20 protein-coding genes are annotated in these 23,785 nt (G+C 49.2%); 17 read left to right on the forward strand and 3 right to left on the reverse strand.

Annotation, left to right across the window (positions count from 1 at the left end; translation table 11 throughout):
- Positions 1-448 precede the first annotated feature (448 nt).
- Positions 449-1,579, forward strand: coding sequence for a glycoside hydrolase family 88/105 protein (locus tag FS806_RS22275; RefSeq protein ID WP_144941098.1), 1,131 nt, complete (start codon positions 449-451; stop codon positions 1,577-1,579).
- Positions 1,572-3,152: a glycoside hydrolase family 43 protein gene (locus FS806_RS22280; RefSeq protein WP_144941100.1), complete on the forward strand. Its 1,581-nt coding sequence runs from the start codon at positions 1,572-1,574 to the stop codon at positions 3,150-3,152. Before FS806_RS22275 ends, FS806_RS22280 begins: the two co-directional genes overlap by 8 nt.
- A gap of 36 nt (positions 3,153-3,188) precedes the next feature.
- Here FS806_RS22280 and FS806_RS22285 read toward each other — a convergent pair whose 3' ends face one another.
- Positions 3,189-4,034 (reverse strand): helix-turn-helix transcriptional regulator, encoded by an 846-nt coding sequence (locus FS806_RS22285; protein ID WP_144941102.1) that lies wholly within the window; start codon positions 4,032-4,034, stop codon positions 3,189-3,191.
- A 404-nt stretch (positions 4,035-4,438) separates the two neighbouring features.
- On the opposite strand from FS806_RS22285, the gene FS806_RS22290 reads away from it, so the two are divergent.
- From FS806_RS22290 to FS806_RS22350, 13 genes are all read left to right on the forward strand, one after another.
- Entirely contained in the window at positions 4,439-5,605 is a 1,167-nt protein-coding gene (locus FS806_RS22290; protein ID WP_144941104.1) for an amidohydrolase, read from the forward strand.
- 203 nt (positions 5,606-5,808) lie between these two features.
- Positions 5,809-7,191 (forward strand): adenylosuccinate lyase, encoded by a 1,383-nt coding sequence (purB, locus tag FS806_RS22295; protein ID WP_144941106.1) that lies wholly within the window; start codon positions 5,809-5,811, stop codon positions 7,189-7,191.
- Entirely contained in the window at positions 7,184-7,693 is a 510-nt protein-coding gene (locus tag FS806_RS22300) for a GNAT family N-acetyltransferase (protein WP_144941108.1), read from the forward strand. Before purB ends, FS806_RS22300 begins: the two co-directional genes overlap by 8 nt.
- Positions 7,694-7,827: 134 nt before the next feature.
- Positions 7,828-8,628 carry an amino acid ABC transporter substrate-binding protein gene (locus FS806_RS22305; protein ID WP_144941110.1) on the forward strand — a complete coding sequence of 267 codons (801 nt, stop codon included), beginning with the start codon at positions 7,828-7,830 and terminating at the stop codon, positions 8,626-8,628.
- A gap of 33 nt (positions 8,629-8,661) precedes the next feature.
- The gene (locus tag FS806_RS22310; protein WP_144941112.1) at positions 8,662-9,333 is read left to right on the forward strand and encodes an amino acid ABC transporter permease; all 672 of its coding nucleotides are present in this window, start codon (positions 8,662-8,664) and stop codon (positions 9,331-9,333) included.
- Between the two features lie 12 nt (positions 9,334-9,345).
- A complete protein-coding gene (locus FS806_RS22315) occupies positions 9,346-10,095 on the forward strand; it encodes an amino acid ABC transporter ATP-binding protein (protein ID WP_144941114.1) in 750 nt (249 codons plus the stop codon).
- Between the two features lie 101 nt (positions 10,096-10,196).
- On the forward strand, positions 10,197-11,534 hold the full coding sequence (locus FS806_RS22320) for an MmgE/PrpD family protein (protein ID WP_144941116.1): 1,338 nt from the start codon (positions 10,197-10,199) through the stop codon (positions 11,532-11,534).
- Between the two features lie 177 nt (positions 11,535-11,711).
- Positions 11,712-12,296 (forward strand): bifunctional transcriptional activator/DNA repair enzyme AdaA, encoded by a 585-nt coding sequence (locus tag FS806_RS22325; RefSeq protein WP_186328489.1) that lies wholly within the window; start codon positions 11,712-11,714, stop codon positions 12,294-12,296.
- Complete coding sequence (locus tag FS806_RS27045) at positions 12,293-12,838, forward strand: methylated-DNA--[protein]-cysteine S-methyltransferase (RefSeq protein WP_144941120.1); 546 nt, start codon at positions 12,293-12,295, stop codon at positions 12,836-12,838. The genes FS806_RS22325 and FS806_RS27045 overlap by 4 nt, the downstream gene beginning before the upstream one ends.
- A 384-nt stretch (positions 12,839-13,222) precedes the next feature.
- Positions 13,223-13,762 carry a hypothetical protein gene (locus FS806_RS22335; RefSeq protein WP_144941122.1) on the forward strand — a complete coding sequence of 180 codons (540 nt, stop codon included), beginning with the start codon at positions 13,223-13,225 and terminating at the stop codon, positions 13,760-13,762.
- Between the two features lie 495 nt (positions 13,763-14,257).
- The gene (locus FS806_RS22340) at positions 14,258-15,235 is read left to right on the forward strand and encodes an ABC transporter permease (protein ID WP_144941124.1); all 978 of its coding nucleotides are present in this window, start codon (positions 14,258-14,260) and stop codon (positions 15,233-15,235) included.
- Between the two features lie 15 nt (positions 15,236-15,250).
- A complete protein-coding gene (locus tag FS806_RS22345) occupies positions 15,251-16,162 on the forward strand; it encodes a carbohydrate ABC transporter permease (protein WP_144941126.1) in 912 nt (303 codons plus the stop codon).
- A gap of 88 nt (positions 16,163-16,250) precedes the next feature.
- Positions 16,251-17,858 (forward strand): type 2 periplasmic-binding domain-containing protein, encoded by a 1,608-nt coding sequence (locus FS806_RS22350; RefSeq protein ID WP_144941128.1) that lies wholly within the window; start codon positions 16,251-16,253, stop codon positions 17,856-17,858.
- Between the two features lie 15 nt (positions 17,859-17,873).
- Here FS806_RS22350 and FS806_RS22355 read toward each other — a convergent pair whose 3' ends face one another.
- Both FS806_RS22355 and FS806_RS22360 read right to left on the reverse strand, forming a co-directional pair.
- The gene (locus FS806_RS22355) at positions 17,874-20,171 is read right to left on the reverse strand and encodes a helix-turn-helix domain-containing protein (protein ID WP_144941130.1); all 2,298 of its coding nucleotides are present in this window, start codon (positions 20,169-20,171) and stop codon (positions 17,874-17,876) included.
- Between the two features lie 164 nt (positions 20,172-20,335).
- Entirely contained in the window at positions 20,336-21,595 is a 1,260-nt protein-coding gene (locus tag FS806_RS22360; RefSeq protein ID WP_144941132.1) for an ATP-binding protein, read from the reverse strand.
- Between the two features lie 391 nt (positions 21,596-21,986).
- Between FS806_RS22360 and FS806_RS22365 the strand changes: the two genes are divergently transcribed.
- Entirely contained in the window at positions 21,987-22,391 is a 405-nt protein-coding gene (locus tag FS806_RS22365; RefSeq protein WP_144941134.1) for an Rrf2 family transcriptional regulator, read from the forward strand.
- 118 nt (positions 22,392-22,509) lie between these two features.
- Positions 22,510-23,415, forward strand: a complete 906-nt coding sequence (locus FS806_RS22370) for an NAD(P)/FAD-dependent oxidoreductase (RefSeq protein ID WP_144941136.1) — start codon at positions 22,510-22,512, stop codon at positions 23,413-23,415.
- Positions 23,416-23,785 lie beyond the last annotated feature (370 nt).

Here is a 23,785-nt window from a genome sequence, read left to right on the forward strand (position 1 = left end):
CTTTAAACGCGGTCGCTCATCCATGAAATACTCCGATAGGAGTTTTTCTCATATTTCATCGGTAAACGCGCCTGTCCCAAGGACGGCGATAGCCGTTTATCCTTGATTTATAAGTCGAATCCTGCATTATCCTGCATTGATGTGCAGGATTTTTTGTCGTCTGCATTAAATGGAGGAAGTCTTCTTGAGCGTCCCGTAAGAGATAAACGCTTCCACGTAAGAAGGAAAGAGGACAAACAGAGACAAAAATAAGAGGAATAAAGACATCAATATTCGTAGAATCCAGCCGGTGTTTTATTTACTGTATTAATAAGTGCCGTGCCGTTATATGCCGTTAGCGGGAATGAGAAAGTGGAGGTTGTAGAGAGTCAGCTGCTGCATTTTCGTGATGTTAAAATTTCCCTTAGAAGTTTAAATATGTATTTATCATCTGAACTGGGGTGAGGAAATGAGTCAACCATGGTCACTAAAAACAACTGCAACGATTATTAATCAAGCAGGCGATGACGGTTTGCATGAAGAGCTGAAAAAAAGATGGGCTTATGTGCCCGGCATGGTGCTAATGGCTATCGCGCGGACAGGAGAAATCTATATGCACGAAGAGTGCTACGATTTCATGAAGCGGCATATGGACTTGTTCATCCGGGAGGATGGAAGGATTACCGGTTACAGGCTTGAAGAATACAATCTTGATCAAATCAATCAAGGCAAAAATCTTTTCCTGCTTATGGAACGCAGCGGCGAACAGCGATACGAACAGGCTGCGCATTTGCTCGCTGCCCAATTGCTCGGCCACCCGAGAACATCCGAAGGAGGATTCTGGCACAAAAAAGTGTATCCCTTCCAGATGTGGCTTGACGGCTTGTATATGTCCTCTCCCTTCTTGGCGCAATATGCTCAGGTTTTCCAGCGTCCCGAGTTGTTCGACGAGGTAGCTCATCAACTATTATTAGTTGAACAAAAAACTCGCGATCCGTATACAGGCTTGCTTTACCACGGGTGGGATGAAGCCAGGGAACAAGTTTGGGCGAATCCGCAAACGGGCTGCTCCGCGAACTTCTGGAGCCGCGCGCTGGGATGGTATGCGATGGCCTTGGTGGATAGCTTGGAGTTTTTCCCGATCGATCATCCGAAGAGAGGGACGATCATCGGTATCTTTGAACGAATGTGCAACGCTCTTTATCGTGTTCAGGAGGAACAGAGCGGTTTATGGTTTCAGGTCATGGATCAAGGCTTCCGGGAAGGAAACTACCTGGAGACCTCCGGTTCCAGCATGTTTATATACGCTCTAGCTAAAGGATCGCGTCTTCAATATCTTGAAAACCCGGCCCGCCAGAAAGCACTGCAAGCCTACAACGGACTAATTGAAGGTTATGTGGAAGAAGACAGCGAAGGAGTTCATTTGCATCATATTTGTCATGGCGCGGGACTAAGTCTTGATCGGGATGGTTCATATGGCTATTACATTAGGGAAAAAAGGGTGTCCGATATCCATATTGGAGTTGCCCCCTTCATCCTTGCCAGTTTAGAGATTGAGCGTCTGCAACAATTAGAGAACAGGAGTGACCGGCATGAGTAACCATGTAAGTCAAGGGCATCGCAAGGCTTGGATTTCAGACCAGGGAGACGGAATCTTTATCAATCCAATCCTGCATGCGGACTATTCCGATCCCGATGTGATCAGAGTAGGTGAAGATTTCTACATGACGGCATCCAGCTTCGGGCATATTCCGGGTCTTCCGATTCTACATTCCAAGGATTTAATTAACTGGAAATTAATCAATCATGTCATTAAACATATGGATCTTCCGGGATATGACCAACCACAGCACGGCAATGGTGTATGGGCACCGGCAATCCGTTATCACGACCATAAGTTTTGGGTGTTCTACGGCGATCCTGACACCGGCATCTGGATGAGCACGGCTTCAGACCCCGCCGGTGAATGGACTCCGCCCCATCTTGTTCAGGAAGGCAAAGGTCTGATAGATCCTTGTCCCTTCTGGGATGAAGATGGCGGAGCCTATCTCGTCCACGCTTATGCCAGAAGCCGCGCCGGAATCAAACATATACTGAGGCTGTGTCCCATGTCTCCGGACGGCACTAAGCTGTTGGGCGAGGGGCAAATTATTTATAACGGTACGGTGCATCATCCAACGCTGGAAGGTCCGAAAATGTATAAACGCAACGGTTATTACTATATCTTCGCACCGGCCGGCGGAGTTGCGACCGGCTGGCAGACGGTTCTTCGCTCGAAAGCCGTCAATGGACCTTATGAGGATAAGATTGTGCTGCATCAAGGGACTTCGCCGGTTAACGGGCCCCATCAAGGAGGCTGGGTTGAGCTCGCTTCAGGTGAATCATGGTTTATACACTTTCAGGATAAAGGCGCTTATGGACGAATCGTACATCTGCAGCCTGTAGAATGGATCGATGATTGGCCGCTTATGGGACAGAACCGGAATGAAGACGGCATCGGCGAGCCTGTATTACGGTATACAAAGCCTGATGTCGGCAAGGTCTGCCCGATAGAGGTGCCTGCTGATTCCGATGAGTTTGATAAACCGGAATTGGGTTTGCAATGGCAGTGGCAGGCGAATCCGAAAAGCGACTGGTATTCCTTAACCGATAGAGCAAGCCATCTGAGGCTGTTTGCGCAGCCACAGCCGGAAAGTGCCGAGAATATGTATGGATCTCCTAACTTATTAATGCAGAAGTTTCCGGCCCCTTCATTCCATGCGTCAGCCAAGCTGGACTGCCGTGCAATAGAGCCGGGCGAGAGGGCAGGTCTGATCGTATTCGGATACCATTTTGCGTACCTGGGTGTTCAAGCCCGTCAAGATGGAACGGGTCTTATACTACTGTATGTTGAAGGGAATGCGGATGAAGAACAAATAAAGTGGCGTACGGAGCTGCATTCTGATGAGATCGTGCTATCCGTAAATGTAGATGAAGGGGCGCATTGCAGGTTTGCCTACAGCCAGGATGATAATGAAGCGAATTGGATCGATGTGCCCGGGTTTCAGGCGGTTAAAGGGCACTGGGTAGGCGCTAAAGTCGGTTTGTTTGCCGTATCGCAATCATCCAAGGATCGGCGCGGTTATGTCGATGCGGATTGGTTTCGGGTCGGCAATTATCTCGATCGGTTTTAGTTATTCGGTTGAGGAGCAGCTAAGTTTGTAAGCCGATCATACATTGTTCTTGCGGTAGCGCAGCGGAGTAGTTCCGCACATTTTTTTGAATATTTTGTTGAAGTGGGCAATATGTTCAAAGCCGGTTTGCTCCGAAATGAACTGAACGGAATCTGTGCTGTTGACCAATCTTTTCTGCGCTTCACGAATGCGTACGACTTGGATGTACTCGCGAAAGTGGAAGCCGGTCAAACGTTTGAATATACGACTCAGATAGGAAGGGCTTATGTAAAATTGTTTGGCTACTTGCTCCAGTGTAATTTTCTTATAGTAATTCTCATTGATATATTGAGCGATTTCCGACACCCGATGATGCATCGGGTGTTCATATACCTGTACTTCCTCGGGCTGCAGCAGCCAATGAATTCGATGCAAACGGATGAGCAGCTCGTTCAACAATGAACGTACGTATGAAATGTAGTGATCTTCCTGTTTCTCGCATTCGTCCAGCATTTTATACAGGATGCTTTCAATTTCCGGCTGCTCCTTCTCGGGAATTCGCAGGAGTCCCGATTTGCCATTTTGCAATATTTTTGCCAAATGGAAATCTCCTTCCTCAATAAATTCCTGCGTAAAATTGATTAGGACACGTTCGAATTCAAGCTTATCCGAGCTGGCTGTGGAATGGAGATCATGCGGATGAATAATCATCATGTCTCCCTTCTTAACGGAGTACACGTTGCCGTCTATAAAGTAAATTCGTTCGCCATTCAATAGGTAATACAGCTCAAAGCAAGGATGCTCATGCGGCCGGGGCATACGGTTGGGGCCCGTTCTATGCATGTATTGAATCGAGAACGAAACCTCGCCTATGAAATACTTAGGTTTAATTTGATCCACCATGGCTCAGCCCCCTCGTACAGAGGTTATTGTTGAATATATATCAGCCTTTTTCGAGCCCGTCAAGAGAATCTCCTATTTCTCTTTCTAATATATCGGCATCTACACATTATCTTGCTTATTCCATACTAAAAATCGATGGCCTAATATAAATGTAGTTAAAGATAGCCGTTGCAGCAATAATCTACAAAATATTAATTTTGGATTGACAAGGAGTAGGTTCTACTATAGAATCTACGTTAATTCATACTAATCCTATATGATATATTCGTTCATGCTGCTATATCATATTTTTATTGTAGTTACCCGTTCTTTTAGTTCCGATTAAGCAGCGAATCGTCCGAAGACCAGGATGAATGACTTTACCAATAGATTCTATTATAGCAGCAATAAAGGGGATATGCTCAATGACTACATTATCATCCTCTTTCCGTGAGCAAGCTGAAAGGCTTCAGCCTGAGCTTGTAGCGATGCGGAGGGAGTTACATCAATTTCCCGAACTTTCCAATGAGGAGTACGAGACAACTAAACGGCTTCGGTCCTGGCTGACGGAAGCTGGGATTCATCTGCTAGACCTTGGTTTACCGACCGGCGTACTGGCCGAAGTGAAGGGGGCGCATCCCGGACCGACGATTATGCTTCGCGCCGATATCGATGCACTGCCTGTAACGGAGGATACAGGTCTGCCGTACGCTTCGACGATCCCCGGGAGGATGCATGCGTGCGGCCACGACTTCCATACAGCATCGATGATTGGAGCGGCGAAGCTGCTTCAGGCTAATGCCGGCGAGCTTCACGGAACCGTACGCATTCTGTTCCAGCCGGCGGAAGAGCAGGCGGTAGGCGCCCGTGCTGTCATTGAAGCGGGAGCCTTGGAAGGAGTCTCCGCCGTCTTCGGGATGCATAACAAACCGGAGCTGCCCGTCGGAACCGTCGGCATACGAACGGGTCCTCTGATGGCGTCTGTAGACCGCTTCGAAATCAACGTCACGGGCAGAGGAGGCCATGCGGGAATTCCCGAAGCCGCCGTCGACCCGATCGTGGTGAGCAGTGCCATTGTTACGGCGCTGCAAACGTTGATAAGCCGCAATATCAGCCCGCATCACTCAGCGGTTGTCAGTATATGCCGGTTCGAAGCCGGATCCTCCTGGAACGTCATCCCGGACAGAGGAGTTCTGGAAGGGACCGTGAGGACATTCCAGCCGGAGGCCAGAGAGAGCATTCCAGGCCATATGAAACGGGTGGTCGAGAATGTCGCGGCCGGATATGGGGCAGAAGCGCAATTGAATTGGACTTCGATGCTGCCTGCGGTAAACAATGATCCGAAAATGGCCGAAATCATGAATACAGCGGCGGCAGCACAAGGGCTTAACGTGGTGGAGGCCGTACCTACGATGGGAGGCGAAGATTTCGCTCTGTATCAGGAACGGCTGCCGGGTTGCTTCATTTGGATGGGAACCGGTGGGACGGAGCAGTGGCATCATCCGCGGTTCACTTTAAAAGAAGAAGCGATTTCCATCAGTGCGGCATTGTTTGCGGAAGCGGCGGTTTGCGCGCTGAAATCGCTCGGATAATTGCAACTGCCCGGCAAGACTGCCGGTTCACAGAGGAGACATGCGTCTGTTTATTCTGCGTCATTCGGGAAATAAGGGGCCGATCTAACGGCAGCCCCCGAAATCCTTTGATAATACTTTTCATCATCTTCGGACAGGCCCAGGAGTGCCGGGCCTGTAACGGATTTCATAGAATTTACCTGACATCTGGGAGGAAAGCTAATATGCCATCACATGTAATCGATATGTTCATGCTTCAAAATAATTTCGGCACCGCGGAAATGCGCGAGGTCTGGTCTGACGATAACCGCCTGCAGAAGCACCTGGACGTTGAAGCGGCCCTGGCGCTTGCGGAAGCGGAGGTTGGGCTTATCCCGGCTGAAGCGGCGCAAACGATTGCTTCCAAGGCGAAAGCAGAGCTCATGAATATTCCTGAAATTGCGCAGGAAGTACTGAAGGTCAAGCATTCCTTAATGCCTACTCTGAAGGCGCTGCAGAAGCTCTGCGGGCCCGAGCACGGTGAGTGGGTCCATTACGGCGCAACTACGCAGGATATCGTGGATACGGGGATGATGCTGCAGCTTAAGGAAGCCCATCAAATCATCGTGCGCGATGTTCGGGCCGTAGCCCGCGAGCTGGCCAGACTGGCCCAAGAGCATAGAATAACTCCGATTGCCGGGCGCTCTCATGGCATGCAGGGACTTCCGACTACCTTCGGCTTCAAAGTCGCAGTCGTACTCGATGAGATGATCCGTCATCTGGATCGGCTGCGCGAAGCGGAATCCCGGGTATTCGCCGGCGTTTTGGGAGGCGGTGTAGGGACCTACGCTTCGTTCGGCCCGCTGGGACCGGAAGTGGAACGCCGGACGATGGAGCGGCTGGGACTGCAAGCACCCAATATCTGCTGGCATTCGTCGCGGGACCGCTCGGCCGAGTATGCCGGTCTGTTGGGAATGATCAGCGGCACCCTAGGTAAAATGGCGAACGAATTTTACAATTTAATGCGCACGGAGCTGGATGAGGTGGAAGAGCCGTTCACCTCCGGCAAAATCGGCTCATCGACGATGCCGCACAAGCGGAATCCGGCGGCGCTGGAAGGGCTCGCCAGCCTCACCAAGCCGATCCGCTACAATGTTGCTCTTGTTCAGGAATCGATGATTGTCGAGCACGAGCGCGATGCGATGTCCTGGCGCGGGGAGTGGATCGCACTGCCGGAAAGCTGCATCTACCTTGCCGCACAATTGGCTTCCGCCAAGGCTATCCTCGCCGGACTGGTCGTGAAGCCGGAGAACATGCTGCGGAATTTGAACCAGCTCGGCGGACTCCTCCTTTCTGAGCGCGTGATGTTTGCTCTGGCGAAGCCGTTGGGCAAGCAGACCGCCCATGAGGTTATCTATGAGCTGTGTATGAAGAGCGTGGAAGAAGGGATTCCGTTCCGCGAGGTGCTGCTGGACGATCCTCGAATCCGGGAAGTCGTCAGCCAGGAAGAACTGGAGAAGCTCCTCGATCCTTCCACCTACCTGGGCTCCGCCCCGCAGACGGTAGATCGGGTGCTGGCGGCGGCCGAAGCATCAGGCTGGCTGAAGGAGGAGGAACAGCATGGCTGATTTCCGAATGGCGACCCTGGAGGATGCGCCTGCTCTCTTGGAACTGACCTTGCGCGCTTACGAGCCGATTCGCCAGCTTGGCATTAACTTCGCCGCGGCTACGGCTGATCTGGATTTGGTCAGGAAGAACATCCGCGAGAATATGTGTTTCGTTATGGAGGAGGACGGGAAAATTGTCTCGACCATCTCGGCGAGAATGCCGTGGGGACCGTCGCCTGGTCCTTTCGGCGTACCCCATCTTTGGTGGTTCGCCAGCGATCCGGATGTCGGGCGCAAAGGGGTCGGCCGCGAAATGATCACCTGGTGCGAGGAAGTGATGATCCGGGATACATTGAAGTCCCCGGCCGTCTCACTGGGCACGGCAGACCGTCATCCTTGGCTGATTGAGATGTATAAGCGGCGCCATTATGAAATTCAAGGATCGAAGGATCTGGGGCGCGGTCATATAACGATATACATGAAGAAAGATTTTGTTAAGGTTAATCCGGAAGACAGAAATTAACTGGGAATGATTTTTTCATTCAATAGCATTAATGTTTAATGTGGTTAAATAAATAACAAGCCGGAGTGCCCCGTCATTTCCGGCAGCTAATAGCTTCATGATTGAAATTACACGATAAAAAGGGGAAGTCCTACATGAGAAAATTTTATTCGGTTTTGCTTTCATTATTAGTAATAAGCTTGCTGGCGACCGCATGCTCGGGCTCGAACTCCGGAAGCTCGGGGAACAGCGGAGGGGAGAAGGTCCTTCGCGTGGGTGCAACCGGACAGTCCTATCCCAACAGCTATAAAGAAGGGGACAAGCTGGTCGGCTTTGATGTGGAAGTCATTGAGAAGATAGCGGACAATCTCGGTTATACCGTTAAATGGACAAATTCCGATTTCAGCGGATTATTGGGCCAATTGGAAACCGGTAAAATCGATACCATTGCCAATGCAGTCGCGGTTACAAGTGAACGGAAAGAAAAATATGCCTTCACCGATGCCTACTCTTTCGCCGGAATTACGATCGTAACGCATCAAGACAACGACAACATTAATTCGCTGGATGATCTGAAGGGCAAAACCGTATCCGGCGTCTTGGGCTCGCAAAACGTTAAAAACCTGCAAAAATTTGATGTGAACGGGGAAATCGATGTTCGTACCTATGAAAATCGTGACGGTGCCCAAAATGATGTCCTGAACAAACGGGTAGACGGCTATGTCAATGCCAAAGCTTCTCTGCTGGCTGAAATCAAGAAAAATAACCTGCCTTTGAAGTTCGTCGGCGATCCGTTCCATTATGAAGATATTGGATTTCCTTTTGTAAAGAAGGATGAGAATAACGCTTTGATCGAGCAAATCAACGCAGAGATCAAGAAATTAAGAGAAGACGGAACTTTGAAGGAGCTTTCGATAAAATACTATGGAGAAGATATTACAACAAAAGCGAAGTAATGGTCTTGCTCTATTGCGAGTGAGTGATAAGACATGAATTTTGATCCATCCTATATTTTCGAGCTGCTGCCCAAAATAGCCAAGTACATTCCGATTACACTGTTGATCGCGGTTGTTTCCATGATTATCGCGGTAGTCATCGGTTTGGTTCTGGCCTTAATCCGCAATAGTCAGCTCAAAGTATTGCGGTCGCTGGCCGGCGTTTATATTTCATTTTTCCGCGCCATTCCGATGCTTGTCCAATTGTTTCTGATCTATTACGGACTGCCGCAGCTGTTCCCGTTCTTCTCGAAAATGGATGCCGTAACCGCGGCCATTATCGGTTTTGGATTCAAGCAGGCGGCCTTCCTGGCAGAAATTTTCCGCGCGGCCTTCCTGGCAGTGGAGAAAGGTCAGATGGAAGCCTGCCTGACTGGCGGTATGACGAAGATGCAGGCTTACCGCCGGGTTATTCTGCCTCAAGCGGCACGTATTGCACTGCCGGCTACGGGTAACATTTTTATCAGTCTCATTAAAGAAACCTCCCTCGCTTTTACCCTGGGCGTTGTGGAAATTTTCGCCGAGGCCAAAATGCAGGCCGCAGAATCGTTCCGCTTCTTTGAAGCTTACCTGGCGGTTGCCTTGATCTATTGGGGACTGATTGTCGTCTATTCCTATCTGCAGGAACGGCTGGAAAAATTTTTGGATCGCCCATACAAGACATAAAGGTGAATGATTATGATAAAAGTCACGAATTTAAGAAAGAGCTTCAACGACTTGGTGGTCTTGAACGGGATCGATCTCGAAGTGAAGGACGGGGAGGTGCTCTCGATCATCGGCCCTTCCGGGTCTGGCAAATCGACGTTGATCCGCTGCCTGAATTTCCTGGAGAAGCCCGATGCCGGTTTGATTGAAATCGGAAATGCGCGGTTGAATGCGGAAAGCTGCACACGCAAGGAAATTCAGCAATTGCGTTCGCAAACAGCGATGGTGTTCCAGAACTATAATCTGTTCAAAAATAAAACGGCCCTGCAAAATATTACGGAATCCTTGATCGTTGTGAAGAAAATGCCTAAGAAAGAAGCGAACGAGATCGGCATGGAATTACTGAAGCAGGTCGGGCTGGAAAGCAAGAAAGACAATTACCCGGCAACTCTCTCGGGAGGCCAGCAGCAGCGAGTCAGCATCGCCCGCGCCCTTGCCATGAGACCGCACGCCATATTGTTCGACGAGCCGACATCATCCCTGGACCCCGAGCTGGTCTCGGAGGTGCTGCAGGTCATAAAGTCGATAGCAGAGATGAAAACAACAATGATTATCGTAACGCATGAAATGGATTTTGCCCGTGAAGTGTCCGATCATGTCATTTTTATAGCAAATGGCAACATTGTGGAGCAAGGGACGTCCAAAGAATTTTTCAATCACCCCCGGGAGGAACGGACCAAGCAATTCCTTAAGCATCTAGGTTCTGATTCGAATCCGAGTTGATTGTTTCCCAAGGAGTGCTGTGGAGGAGCCAGATACCTGGTACTTTCGCAGCTTCTTTTTTTTCTGCTTCAATCTATTGAAAGTGAAGGTGAGCATGAACGATGGATAAAGAGACAGTCACATACTTGTTTGTAAAAAAGCTGTGGGAAACTCCCTTTTCCGAGGAAGGCTTGGAAAAAGCAAAGTACGGCCTCGTGGATTATATCGCCTCCTCTTACGCCGGCAAGGAGGATACGGGGGTGACCAAGCTCATACGGATGGCCAGACTGGAAGGAGGGCATCCGCTCGCGCCCGTGCTGTTTCATCCGATGAAGGTTTCTCCTTCCCAATCTGCACTTATCAACGGCTTTATGGGACACGCTTTGGACTACGACGATGTTCATATCGAAGTGCGCGGGCATCCCAGCTCTGTCATTTTGCCTGCTTTATTGGCGTTATGTGATGCCGGCATGACAGGCCGCCGTTTGTTGGAAGCTTACATCATCGGTGTCGAGGCCATGGCCCGGATTGCTCAAGCCTTGTCGAGCGAACATTATGAGAAGGGCTTCCACAATACGAGTACCGCCGGTGTATTGGCGGCCACTCTTGCCGGTGCTTATTTCAAGTCGTATACGGTGGAGAAGGCTTGTTCGGTACTCGGTTTAGCCGCGACTCAGGCCAGCGGGCTGCGCGTCCACTTCGGAACGGAGACCAAACCGCTGCATGCCGGCTTGGCCGCATCCTCGGCAGTGAGATCGCTGCTCTTAACGGATGCCGATTTTCAATCGAACCAGACAAGCTTGGATGGGAAGCTTGGTTTCTTTAACGTATTCGGCCAAGGATGGAATTATGCCCGCCAGTGGCTGCTTCAAGATAACGGGCATACGTTGCGCATTGTGACGCCCGGGTTATGGTTCAAGCTGTATCCATTCTGCTCGGGAGCCTACTATGGGCTGGATGCATTGGAGAAAATCGGTCCGATTCCCTTCCAGCAGATCAGGGATATAGAGTTCATCTTTACGCATAACAGCGATGCCGCATTGATTAATCAGCGGCCCGACAACGGGGAAGAGGGAAGGTTCAGCATCGAATATATCGCAGCCTTGATCCTGAGCGGACAAGGATTAAATCCGGACGATTTTCAACGGGTTCCGATCCGTGAGGAGATTCGGGCATATATGCAGAAAATGAAACGTTCGCGTGTGTTCGAAGTTCCCGACAACGTAAAATATACGCAGGTTATCGTAACCTTGAAGAACGGGGAGAAGGTCAGCGAAATCGGGGATTGCCCGAAAGGTTCGCCGGACCATCCGGTAACGGAGGAGGAGCTGCTGGACAAGTTTAACCGTATCGTGAAAGGTCCGCGTGCTTCGGATATTTTAGAGATCATATTAAGCTTGGATGAGCTGGAGGACGCTCGGGAGCTTACACGGCATTTGTCGGAGGCCGCTTACGAGTGAAAGAGAAGCAAGCGATAACATTCTCCTCCTTATAAAGTTGACCGGCAAGCTGAGCCAATCCCGTTCGTTCTTCGTTAATCGATGCTTCATCGACTTTCGGATTTTTGCTCTCTTATTCTCGCAGCATTAACATTCTCCCGCCGAAACCCTATAATGAAAATCGGGAGGTGTCATCGTATGAACGAGGAGTATTGGAAGGCCATTGTGGAATGCAACGGCGCTTTCGACGGCCGATTCTACTATGGAGTCGCATCAACGAGAATCTATTGTCTGCCTTCATGCCGGTCCAAAACCCCGAAGAAGGAGCATACCCGCATATTTGCCACTGCCGAGGAAGCCCGCAAGTCAGGCTTTCGGGCGTGCAAGCGATGCCGGCCGGATTATCCCATCCGGTATGGGCCGGATGGAGAGATGGCTATTCGCGTAACCGAGCTTATCGAGAGTGAATATGACAAACCTTTGACACTGGACAGACTGGCAGAGGTGCTGCATACAAGCTCCTCGCATTTGCATCGCACGTTTCGGAGGGTAACCGGGATGACACCGGCCGAATATTTGCGGAACATCCGGATCCAAACCGCGGTGGAGAAGCTGAAGGAACCCGGTCTGAACATCACCGACATCGCCCTGGCCACCGGCTTTCGCACAGCCTCCCATTTCACAACCGTTTTCCGTGAGAGCATGGGGTATTCGCCTTCGGAATATCGCCAGTTGCATAAATATGCTGCAGCCAACGCAGTAGAAAAGAGGCGACCCATATGAACAGCGACCAAGAGGTCATTTACTGGGCTCCGTATTCCCGGGGCCGCTCACAATTTTATCTGTCCGCGTCCGAGCGAGGGCTTTGCAGCTTGACTCTGCCGAACGAATCCTTTATTCGACTGGAGCGGCAAATATTCAAGCGGTATCCTAAGGCGCGCATGGTGCGCAGCGATGACCGGCTAGCCTCCTATATCCGGGAGCTGGATGAATATTTTCACGGGATTCGAACCCGGTTCGAAAGCCCGCTCGACCCCGGGGGAACCCCGTTCCAGCAGCAGGTATGGAATGAGCTGCGCCAAATTCCGTATGGACAAACCAGGTCCTATTCGGAATTGGCCGACGCTGTCCGGCGCCCGAAGGCGGTCCGTGCCGTCGGTGTCGCGAATGCAAACAATCCGCTGCCGATCTTCGTTCCGTGTCATCGGGTGATCGGAAAGAATGCTAAGTTGGTCGGCTATCGCGGGGGGATCGATCTGAAATCGGAGCTGCTTGAGCTTGAACGGCAAACGAACGGCATTCGCACAAGTATACGGGCAGAGTAGAAATGGTTAATGACATCAGGGGCCATTTTCGAAAGATGAGTTAATAAATTGGGGTTGGATGTCACAAGGATAAACGGCTATCGCCGTCCTTAGGACGGGCGCGTTTACCGATGAAATATAAGAACAGGTATAGATAAAAACTTATACTTATATTTTAAAAAAAGCTCCTAACGGAGCCTCTTCGAAGACGAATAACCCGGTTTTAAAGGAAGCTTTTTATGCCAATTAGAAAGTTGTTCCATTTTAATGCTTTAATGAACTTAAACTTTCTAATGTGGTAAAAAACACTGACTTTCTGTCAGTGTTTTGCTATATAATGGAGACCGTACCATTAGAAATCGTCAACGGATATCGTCTATGGCGGAAGAGAAGAGAGGTTAGGGAATGGTAAAAGCGGGCTTTGACAAGCTATTCTGGGGTTTTCTGTTCATCATGATTGATTTTAGAGTCCAAGGCTTTGATATTTTGCCGGATATCATCGGTTATATTTTGTTTGCCGTAGGATTCAGCACATTGGCCGGACACAGCCCCTATTTCAAAAAGGCGGGAACCCTGAATCTCGTCATGATTGTCGTATCTATTTTCAGCATCTATGAACAGCCTAATACGGACGGTGGAGTTCATTTCAACCTATTAGGCCTACTTATCGGAATCGTTTCGTTAATACTGGGTCTGATCCTTGTCCATCATTTGTTCATGGGGATTAAGGAGATGGCCAACCACCAGGGGAAGACACAGATCTACGAAGAGGCGGAGAAGAGGTGGACGCAATACCTGCTGCTGCAGGTGGCCGCTATTTTGGCCATCGTTATGTTTATCATTCCGCCGTTAGCTTTTATTTTAATTATTGCTTTGTTTGTCTTTTCCATTATTCTGACCGTCGTTATTATGCGATTTATGAAACGCTGCGGAGAGAATTTATAAGGTGCGGGCATAGAATCGCCCCTTTCGAATGACTCGTTCTAAACAAACAAAGAGGATTACACAAAGCTGAGCTGTCCCAACAAGGATAAGAGGGAACGAGTCAATCGCAAATGATTAACAACCGCTTCCCAAATCACCGGTCTTTCACAACGCGCGCCTCTCCCGGTGCGCGTTGTTGCTGCGCTACATGTCTTCATTTGATCCCAACCCCATATAAGGCCTTTTCCGAAACGAAACATATGTAGATTTTGACTTGGTATCCCCACATCAATTATGACCAATTTTACGGTATTTGCGGCGGGCAGAAGGGGGAGAGCGGTAGCGTCAAATCCGGCCCCCACGCGAATTTATCCGATAACACTGACAATACATAATCGACATATTTACGTTCTTCATAGAAATTGTCTACAATCTTGAATGAAAGCGCTATCCTAAAGGGCGCGGCGTTATGCATAACGACATGTACTGGAACACTTGCCAAGGAGGGAGGATCCGATGCGAGACAACGGACGGAACACTCTTGCCGTGAATTTGGAACCCGTCAAGGTCGACGACAAGTTAAGCAAGAGAAAGTCGTTCCGGAGAAAGCTGCTCAAAAACTGGGAGCTCTATTTGTTTATTGCCCCAGCGTTCTTTTACTTCCTGATCTTTCACTATGTCCCTATGTATGGAATACAGATCGCTTTCAAAAACTTTATTCCCACGAAGGGAATTTTGGGAAGCCCTTGGGTAGGATTCGATCATTTCGAACGATTTTTCAACTCCTACTATTTCTGGGATCTGCTGTGGAATACGCTCAGTATCAGCCTGTACGAATTAGCGGTTGGCTTTCCGCTTCCCATCATTCTGGCGTTATCCTTTAATGAAGCCAAGAATGTTTTTTTCAAAAGAGCTGTGCAAACCGTTACCTATGCGCCTCATTTTATTTCCGTGGTCGTGATGGCCGGCATTATTATCACGTTCTTATCGCCAACGACGGGAATCATTATTCATATGTTGAATTTTCTAGGAATCGATGCGCCGGCATTCCTGACCGATCAGGCCTGGTTCAAGACGGTGTACGTCCTGTCCGGCGTCTGGCAGAGTACAGGATGGGGAACGGTTATCTATCTGGCTGCCCTGTCCGGGGTAGATCCACAGCTTTATGAGGCGGCCATTATGGATGGCGCAAGCCGTTGGCAGAGAATTTGGAACATCAATATTCCGGCCATCATTCCTACCATTACGATATTGCTCATCCTGAACATGGGCAGTATTCTGGGCGTTGGTTTTGAAAAGATATTACTCCTTCAGAACCCCCTTAACATGGAAGCCTCAGATGTTATTTCCACTTTCGTTTATCGGTCCGGTCTGTTGGATGCCCAATACAGCTTCTCCACGGCAGTAGGCTTATTTAATTCGGTAGTTAATGCCATATTGCTCGTTACTGTCAATCAAATTGCGCGCCGCACCAACGAAACCAGCTTGTGGTAAAGGAGGGGGTGCTGTATGGCAGCCGCCGTGAAAGAAACGAAAGCGGATAAAATTTTCATCGTCTTCAACTATATATATCTTGTATTGGCCTTCATCATTGTGGCGTACCCGATTCTGTATATTATCAGCGCATCGATCAGCGATCCGAAGCTGGTCAATTCGGGGGTGATGTGGTTATTTCCTAAGGGAATAACGTTCGAAGGCTATATGAGGGTATTCGAGAACGCCAAAATATGGTCCGGCTACAAAAATACAATCATCTATACGCTGGTGGGGACGGCAGTCAATTTGTTTGTCACGCTGCCCGCGGCCTATGCATTGAGCCGTAAAGATTTTATCGGACGAAACTTCTTCATGGGGATGTTTTTGTTTACCATGTTTTTCGGCGGCGGTCTGGTACCCGGATACCTGCTTGTCAAAAATTTGGGGCTCGTCAACACCATGTGGGCGCTCATCCTGCCGGGAGCTGCGTCCGTATGGAATATCATCGTCGCCCGCACCTTCTTCCAATCAACGATTCCGAAGGAATTGCAGGAGGCCGCTCACATCGACGGCTGCACCAATCTCAGACTGTTCGTCAAGGTCGTCCTGCCGCTGTCGACGCCAATCATTGCCGTTATGGCTTTGTTCTATGGGGTCGGGCATTGGAACAGCTATTTTGGAGCGCTCATTTATTTGAACGAAGAAACGAAATACCCACTGCAAATGATTTTGCGCCAGATTCTCGTTCTGCAGGAGATGTCCGCCATGACCAAAGGAGCGGCGATCGATTCATCGGTCGCAGCGGCTATGAACAACAAGGCGGAAGTAGCCGCGCTCGTGAAATATGCAGTAATTATTGTATCGTCGCTGCCGGTTATCGTCGTCTATCCATTTGTGCAGAGGTACTTTGTACAAGGGGTTATGATCGGTTCGGTCAAAGGCTGATTCCTTGATCTGGAACCCCATTCTTCACACAATTGCTTTGGTGTCGGATGCTTTTCAAATCATGAACAGAATAAGGGAGGAAGCAAGCATGCAACAGCTTATCAACATGCGGGCGGCTGCGCTGGCTGCGACAATGCTCATGACAGTGTTGGCGGGTTGCAGTTCACCCGACAAGCAGGGAGCAGACAACCCGGAGCATAAGGATCCGGTCTCGGGAAGCCATGTTAATAAAGAAGGATTCCCGATCGTGAACGAACCGCTCTCCTTAACGATGATGGGACCCGATGTCGGAATTCAGAACTGGCAGGATATGGTCGTATTCCAGGAAATGGAGAAGCTGACGGGCATCAAGCTGCAGTTCCGCAATGCCCCGCTGGACAGCTTCGATACGAAGAAGAACCTGGTCTTCGCCAGCGGAGATTTGCCGGATATTTTCTATGCGGCACAGATTACGTCGGCCGAGGAAGTCAACTATGGGGGACAGGGGCTTCTTGTGCCGCTGGAGGAATTGATCGACCAGTACGCACCGAACATTAAGAAGGTGCTGGATAAACACCCGGACATTCGCAAATCGATTACGACGCCGGATGGGCATATATACTCCCTGCCGCGCATCGACCTGTCCGCTGTCTGGTATCGGGGCCCTATGTGGTATAACGGCAAATTTCTGAAAGCGCTCAACATGGATAAACTGCCGGAGACTACGGAAGAGCTGTACACCTATCTGAAAAGGGTTAAGGAAGAAGATCCGAACGGCAACGGCAAGCAGGACGAAATTCCGCTCGTGTCCGTCAAGCTGGATGATATTCGGATGTTCATGCTGGGCTTCTGGGGAATCTACGGCGAAGTGATCTATGCCGATAAAGACGGTAAAGTTCATTATACTCCGATGGAAGAAGGATATAAGGGCTATCTGACCTTTCTGAACCGGCTGTGGAACGAAGGCCTGCTGGATAAGGAAACCTTCTCCCAAACGGACGATCAGAAGAAAGCCAAAGGGAAAAACAATCAAGTGGCGCTGTTCTCCGACTATCATCCATACTTCACGTTAGGCGGGGAGCCGGGCACGGACGATCCGATGATGCTGCCTGTGAAGAGCGACATGGTCGATGCCCCGGTTTACGGCAAGCATCCCGGCCTGTCAACGGGTGCGTTCGCGATTACGAGCAGCAATCCGTCCCCGGAAGCGACCATGCGCTGGATCGATTACCTGTATACTTATGAAGGGGCGACGTTGTTCGGCCAAGGTCCGGAAGGAATCCTATGGAAGTATAAGGACAAAGAGAAGCAGATCAAAGAATGGCTGCCCGTTCCTGGCGGTGGCGACCGGGAAGACTACAGGGCAACGCTGACTCCCGACTACGGCATTGTGACGCCGGGAGTAGCGGATGCCAAGGTGAGCCAAGGACTGAGAGGCGAATTCGATGATTGGCTGGATAAAGAAACCTTGGAGAAGCTGGTGCCGTACGCCAAAGTCCCTTATCCAAAAGTATACCAGACACAGGAGGAGCAGCAGGAAACATCCAGATTGCGCTCGGATCTCGATACTTATGTGAAACAGATGGAAGCGAAGTTCGTTACGGGCCAAGAGCCGCTCAGCAACTGGGATAAGTATAGCGATCAATTGAAGAAAATGGGAGCGGATCGGGTTGTGGAAATCTACCAGGCCGCCTATGACCGTTGGGATTCGAAATAAAGCATTAAGATTCGGCTATTCATCATCTGCATATAGCAATGTCTTTTCACGTGCCGTATGCAACTTTCGATACTGCCCTGGTGTATATCCGGTCACCTTCTTGAATTTGCGAATGAAATTAGGCGCGTCCAGATAGCCGACCCGGGCGATAATATCCTTCAGCGGATCGCCGGTCGTCAGCAGCAGCCGTTTCACTTCTTCCATTCTGCGCTGCCAAACGTATTGCGAGAAATTGCATCCCGTCCGCTCTTTGAAGGCGCGACTCAAGTAAGAGGACGAGATAGAATGTTTCTGCGCGAGCTTATCCAGGCTGAGCTGGTAGTCGGTGTACTCCTCATCGACCTGAGCGATGATCTCATCCATGATCGAGTGCTGTTTGGTTTCCGTGTTCTTTTCGACCTGCTTGCAAATTTGCGCGGCGAACATTCCCAGCTTATTTTCCAGTTCCTCCAGTGATTCGAAGGAGGTCATGTTCGGGATATCCCGGACAAATTCGGCCATTCCCAGCTCCGACGCCGTCTTGAGGAGGGTGTTCAGGAGATCGAAGCAAATGCAGCGCAAAAAAGCTAATGACAGCTTCTGCGACTTGATGTTGGCAAAGATTGTACGGATCATTTGTATCGCGACGGTTTCGTTGCCGTGCCTCAAGCTTTGGACCAGCTTGAGCAGCGCATCCTTCGGAATCCAGTAGGTTGAATGCGGAGTATCGGAGAGCTTCTCGAAGTAAGTCGTGCTGCCCTTGCCGCTGGCCATGCGGTATTCCAGCGCCGAGGAGGCTTCAATATAGGATTGGTTCAGCATCCCGGGGCTCGAATAGCACTTGCCGATCCCGAAGGACGGAATCAGATGCGAGTTCTCCATCACGATAGCACGTAAGGCTTCCACGATCCGCTCGATCCGCCGATTCGGCGAATGGCCGTGATCTGTTGTTCCAGCCATGCAGATAATGAGTGCAATTTGATCGGACTGCGGCAGCTCAACGCCATAAACCAGCGTTTTATATTCGGGAATACTCACTTCCGTCAGCAGATGGATAATGTTCTGGCGATCCTGGAATGGCTCCGATAAGCCGGGATATTCGTCCCAAGCCATGGAAATGACGAAGTAACGGTCACCAACCAATTGCACGCCGAACATCTTCAAGAGCTGCCCCGCTTGCTGTTCCTCAGGCAACCCGTGCGTCAACAGCATAAGCAAAAACTGGTTCCTGGCATAGGGCTCCTGAAGATCGACACGGGTACTGTAGTTATGCAGCATCTGGCGAATCCAATCCAGTTCATTGGGGGATTTCGTCAGAGCGGGGGCGGTGGAGTCCGCCTTCAGCTTGGCAAATTCCAGCAAATCGTGAATAGGGTGATACTGCCTCTTGGCGAGGATAACGGCTGCGAATGTCCCGACCAAGACAACGATGGCAAAGGCAAGCAAAAAGAAGGTCTGGATATGGAAAACATGACTGAAAAATTGGTCGCTCGGTATAGCGGTCACGTAGGTCCAGTCATTGAAGCTCGACTTGACGGCCACAACAGAGTGCGATTGGTTGTTCAGCTTCAAGCTGTGGGTGCCCGGGCTCAATTCCGGGAGGACGTGCAGTTCTTCCGTTGGTATGGGAGCACCGTGGTTATTTCGGGCAAGCACTCGGCCGTCCTGGTCAAATATGTAGCTATTCCCTTTAAAATCATTAAGGATGGAGTCCATCAGTCCCGTAAGCCGGGATTCCTCCATTAAATACAGGACTGTGCCATGTGGATAAGAATGGTTCGGCATGATCGGAACCAGATAAGCCAGCAATGATTTTTCAAGATGCACGTTGGTGTTTACTGAACCCGCCGGGCGTACTACCGGGTAAGCGACATTATTCAGATCGTCGATGATCTCTTCCTTGCTCCAGTCCTTGAATGAATAGGATTGATCGAACAGCACATCAAGATTCGTCAGGCCGCGGGATGAGTAGATAACGTTATCTTTGCGGAAATACAAGAAGATTTCTTCCAGGATCGAGCTGTTCGCTTTATACTTCTCGAGGGTTAGAATGGCGTCGCGGGAATAATAAGGATGGCTGACCATATATGGAGTCAGTCGTTCATCGTAAGCCATCCGGGTTGCAATATCCCGAAGCTCGGTCATACGCGCATCGATGTTGTGCTTGACCTGGTTCAACTGGTTGACAAAAGAATGCTCGATCTCGGCGCGTAAATTTTGGACGGCATTATGGTAGATGAAGAAGGTAAGTATAATTAGAGGAATAAGAAAGATTAAGAGATAGGACCAAATGTACTGCAGCAGCAGTTTGGACTTAAAGTTACTCCAACTCATTAGGCACCTCCCCATTCTTTTGAAAGCCGGGAAATGTTACGCCTACAAGCAGATACGGATAACCCCAGATAGAGGTACGGTCAACAGTATGATATTACCAGTATAGATAATTAAAGGAATGGGGGCAATGGGAAACCTTCGTACAGACAACTGCTCAAGATATATCATTCAACAGGAGACTCTTGCGGGACAGGGATGATTAGAGTCACCCTCGTTCCCGCTCCTTTCTTGCTTTTCACTTCCACTCTTCCTCCCATTCCTCTAAGAATGCTGTAGCTGTACATCGTTCCAAGACCGGTTCCCTTCTCCTTCGTGGAATAGAACGGCATACCCAGTCTGTCTATTTCCTCCTGAGTCATTCCGACCCCTTGATCAGTAATATCTATGACGAGTTCGTTCTTCCTCTTCTCAGCGTTAATCTGGAGAACGCCGCCGTCCTCCATGGCTTCAATTCCGTTTTTCATAATATTGATAAAACATTGCTTTATTTTGGCCAGGTCGGCCACCAAATGAAGACCAGGCGGGATCAAGCTGTGAATTTCAACCTTGTTAAGGTTGGCATAGGGAGACATGGTCCTCGTGACTTGCGCGATGACTTTCCCCAGTTCAAGCGGTTCGGTGATATCGGGGTCAGGCTTCGCAATGGACAAATACTGGGTAATGATCGATAGAGCTCTTTCGAGTTCCTGTTTCATCAGCTGCTGATACTCCCGGTTTTGCTGTTCCGTCCCCCGATTTTCGATCAATAGCTGCAGGAAACCGTTCACTACCGTCAGAGGGTTTCGGATCTCATGTGCAATGGAGGCGGTAAGATTGCCGAATAAGGACAGCTTCTCTGCTTGCCGAATCTCTTTTTTCAGACGGGATTTCTCTATCAGATTTTCAAGTAAGTAGACAGACATCCATATAGTAATCAGGTTAATGGCGATGTACTCAAGGAAAAACCGTACATAGATTTCTGATTGTCCCAAGGTGGCCATAGAGGAGATGCTGACGATTATGGAATAGAACAGCGTAAAGAAAGTAGCTATTGCCATTTTCTTGCGTATGGAAAAAGAGTCGCGAAAAGGCCCCGCAATCATCAAGCCAAGCATAAGAATACAGGCTACCTCGATAGAAGCATAGAATCCGCCGCCTCCTAAGAGATACCGGTAAAGCAGATGCACTGCCGTAATAATAACCAGATTGCGATACCCGCTGTAGAAAAAGCACAAGATGACCGGAATGAACCGCAAATCAAAGAAAAATCCCGAATAAATGTGGATAGGGAAGGTCATACATAGAAGATTGGTCGCGGAAAACAGGAGCAGGCTTATGAACGATTTGTATTTTTCTTTTTCTCTATCCAGACATAAGACTTGATAAAGAAATATGGAAATAAGGACAATAAAGGCGTTTAACAATAATGTATGGATATTAATCATATCAATCCGCCGCCCTTTGTCTTAGAATAAGTAATTTCAGTGAAAAGCGAAACCGTATCGCTTCCTGAGAACGATTAACACTCGGGGCGGGTGGCCGCCGATGCTCCGCCAATCCAGCCATCCAACATCCGACTATTAAACAGTAGTATTAATTTCAATATAGTGCTGTAAAAATCCTGCAAAAAGTGAGGATGACCGAGCAAATTTGACCTTTGTAAATGCTGGAAATAATGAATCATTAACTAAACATACGAATAGGTATGGTTATGGTTGCTTAGCTGCAGGTTGAAGCGATTCGTGATATATTACAAAAAAAGAAGACAGCTTGACACAACGGCAAATTCAAGGATATTATAGACCCAATAAGTCTGTGATGAGGTGAGGTGCTTCCATGAAATTTACAAAAGCGACGAATTACGCCCTGCACACCATGCTCATGCTCGTTGCCGCTTCTCCGGTCAAGCCGGTAGGGGTTCAGCAACTGGCGGAGTCCCAAGGCGTTTCACCGACCTATCTATCCAAAATATTGACGAGACTCGTAAAAGCGGGGATGATCGAATCGATTTCCGGCGCTAATGGCGGCTACCGGTTATCCCGCAACAAAGACGACATTACTTTTCTGGATATTATCCACGCTATTGAGGGCACCGCCTCCATGTTTGAATGTGGTTTCGTCCACAGCGACGAGTGCTTGATACAAGCGGTCATGAAGGAAGCCGAAGAGAAGATGGAGTCGCATCTTAGAGAAACAAAATTAGCCGATCTGGCCCAGAAGCAGTTGAAAGGATTAAGGTGAGCTTTTTATATTTTTAGGAAAGATGGTGTTTCGTTGAGGTAAAGCATGTTTTCTTGTTCTTATTACAGACATTAAGAGTCTCTAATATCTTCGAAATCAATAAGAAAGGATGAATTTCATGACGATTTACGATTGCGCGATTATCGGAGGAGGTCCTGCAGGCTTGAATGCGGCCCTAGTGCTAGGCAGGGCAAGAAGAAGTGTGGCTTTGATCGATAACAATCAGCCCAGGAATGCCGTTACGCATGCGTCTCACGGCTTTATTACGAGAGACGGCGTAACTCCGGCCGAATTCCGCCGCATTGCTTATGAGGAGGTGCTCCGTTACCCTACTGTCGAACATTTACCAATCGAGGTGGCCTCGGTGGGCAGGATCGAATCCGGATTTGAAATATGCGATTTGTCAGGACAGCGTGTTCAAGCACGAAAGCTGATCTTGGCAACAGGCGTGAAAGAAGTTTTTCCGGAGATCGAAGGCTTCTATCCGCTATACGGAAAGAGTTTGTTCAATTGTCCCTATTGTGACGGCTGGGAGCTGCGGGACCAACCGCTCGCCGTCGTTTCCGAATATCCGGACGTCTTTCATAAAGCCAAGCTGCTCCTCAGTTGGAGCAAGGATTTGATCGTCTGCACGAACGGGAAGGCTACCTTGTCGGATGAGCAGAAACAACGGCTTCAATCCTGGGGAATCGCGATCATGGAGCAGCCTATTATGTCGTTCATCGGGCACAACGGGCGGCTTGAGCGTATTCGATTCGCTGATGGGACCGAAATTCCGAGAACCGGCGGCTTCGTATCCCCCAAATTTGTTCAAAGCGCGCCATTCGTTGAGCAATTGGGCTGTGAAAGGACGGATATGGGCGGGATCAAGACGGATAAGGGGGGAAGAACCTCGGTTCCCGGACTCTATGCCGCCGGGGATGCCTCATACATCGGACCCTCCCAAGTAGTGTTCGCCGCAGCTGACGGTAGCCGAACCGCCATGAGTGTCCATATGGATTTGACGGAGGAAGAATACGGATAAAATGAAATAAATCTGTACGAGGCCTTTATTTGTAACTCTTGCGCTTGGAGAATAAGCTTTGTAGATAATCCCTTGTCAGAAATAAGAAATTTGTCTTTTGCAAACAAACGTTCTATTATAGTAGTAATTGCAGTATTTGAACATAAAGTTCATAATTTAGACGATTACGATTTTACCCTGTTTAGAATCGGCGAAAGGGGCTTATCATGGAGTGTACTTGGTTTGGTCTTGATGAAATAAATTCTAATGAAATTAAATATGTTGTCATGATTGCCGAATATCAAAACCAGTTGATAACTCAACTTTCGCACCTGAAATTCTTGCCTGATGCCAAGTATGACAAGGAGTTAACGGTATATTTCAGGTGGTG

Source organism: Paenibacillus sp. 32O-W, assembly GCF_007679495.1.
GTDB lineage: Bacteria > Bacillota > Bacilli > Paenibacillales > NBRC-103111 > Paenibacillus_L > Paenibacillus_L residui.

What these genes read in the sequence shown, in the direction of transcription:
- FS806_RS22275 (WP_144941098.1), top strand. Translation starts at nt 449, where the DNA reads ATGAGTCAACCATGGTCACTAAAAACAACTGCAACGATTATTAATCAA.
- FS806_RS22280 (WP_144941100.1), top strand. Translation starts at nt 1,572, where the DNA reads ATGAGTAACCATGTAAGTCAAGGGCATCGCAAGGCTTGGATTTCAGAC.
- FS806_RS22285 (WP_144941102.1), bottom strand. Translation starts at nt 4,034, where the DNA reads ATGGTGGATCAAATTAAACCTAAGTATTTCATAGGCGAGGTTTCGTTC.
- FS806_RS22290 (WP_144941104.1), top strand. Translation starts at nt 4,439, where the DNA reads ATGACTACATTATCATCCTCTTTCCGTGAGCAAGCTGAAAGGCTTCAG.
- purB (WP_144941106.1), top strand. Translation starts at nt 5,809, where the DNA reads ATGCCATCACATGTAATCGATATGTTCATGCTTCAAAATAATTTCGGC.
- FS806_RS22300 (WP_144941108.1), top strand. Translation starts at nt 7,184, where the DNA reads ATGGCTGATTTCCGAATGGCGACCCTGGAGGATGCGCCTGCTCTCTTG.
- FS806_RS22305 (WP_144941110.1), top strand. Translation starts at nt 7,828, where the DNA reads ATGAGAAAATTTTATTCGGTTTTGCTTTCATTATTAGTAATAAGCTTG.
- FS806_RS22310 (WP_144941112.1), top strand. Translation starts at nt 8,662, where the DNA reads ATGAATTTTGATCCATCCTATATTTTCGAGCTGCTGCCCAAAATAGCC.
- FS806_RS22315 (WP_144941114.1), top strand. Translation starts at nt 9,346, where the DNA reads ATGATAAAAGTCACGAATTTAAGAAAGAGCTTCAACGACTTGGTGGTC.
- FS806_RS22320 (WP_144941116.1), top strand. Translation starts at nt 10,197, where the DNA reads ATGGATAAAGAGACAGTCACATACTTGTTTGTAAAAAAGCTGTGGGAA.
- FS806_RS22325 (WP_186328489.1), top strand. Translation starts at nt 11,712, where the DNA reads ATGAACGAGGAGTATTGGAAGGCCATTGTGGAATGCAACGGCGCTTTC.
- FS806_RS27045 (WP_144941120.1), top strand. Translation starts at nt 12,293, where the DNA reads ATGAACAGCGACCAAGAGGTCATTTACTGGGCTCCGTATTCCCGGGGC.
- FS806_RS22335 (WP_144941122.1), top strand. Translation starts at nt 13,223, where the DNA reads ATGGTAAAAGCGGGCTTTGACAAGCTATTCTGGGGTTTTCTGTTCATC.
- FS806_RS22340 (WP_144941124.1), top strand. Translation starts at nt 14,258, where the DNA reads ATGCGAGACAACGGACGGAACACTCTTGCCGTGAATTTGGAACCCGTC.
- FS806_RS22345 (WP_144941126.1), top strand. Translation starts at nt 15,251, where the DNA reads ATGGCAGCCGCCGTGAAAGAAACGAAAGCGGATAAAATTTTCATCGTC.
- FS806_RS22350 (WP_144941128.1), top strand. Translation starts at nt 16,251, where the DNA reads ATGCAACAGCTTATCAACATGCGGGCGGCTGCGCTGGCTGCGACAATG.
- FS806_RS22355 (WP_144941130.1), bottom strand. Translation starts at nt 20,171, where the DNA reads ATGAGTTGGAGTAACTTTAAGTCCAAACTGCTGCTGCAGTACATTTGG.
- FS806_RS22360 (WP_144941132.1), bottom strand. Translation starts at nt 21,595, where the DNA reads ATGATTAATATCCATACATTATTGTTAAACGCCTTTATTGTCCTTATT.
- FS806_RS22365 (WP_144941134.1), top strand. Translation starts at nt 21,987, where the DNA reads ATGAAATTTACAAAAGCGACGAATTACGCCCTGCACACCATGCTCATG.
- FS806_RS22370 (WP_144941136.1), top strand. Translation starts at nt 22,510, where the DNA reads ATGACGATTTACGATTGCGCGATTATCGGAGGAGGTCCTGCAGGCTTG.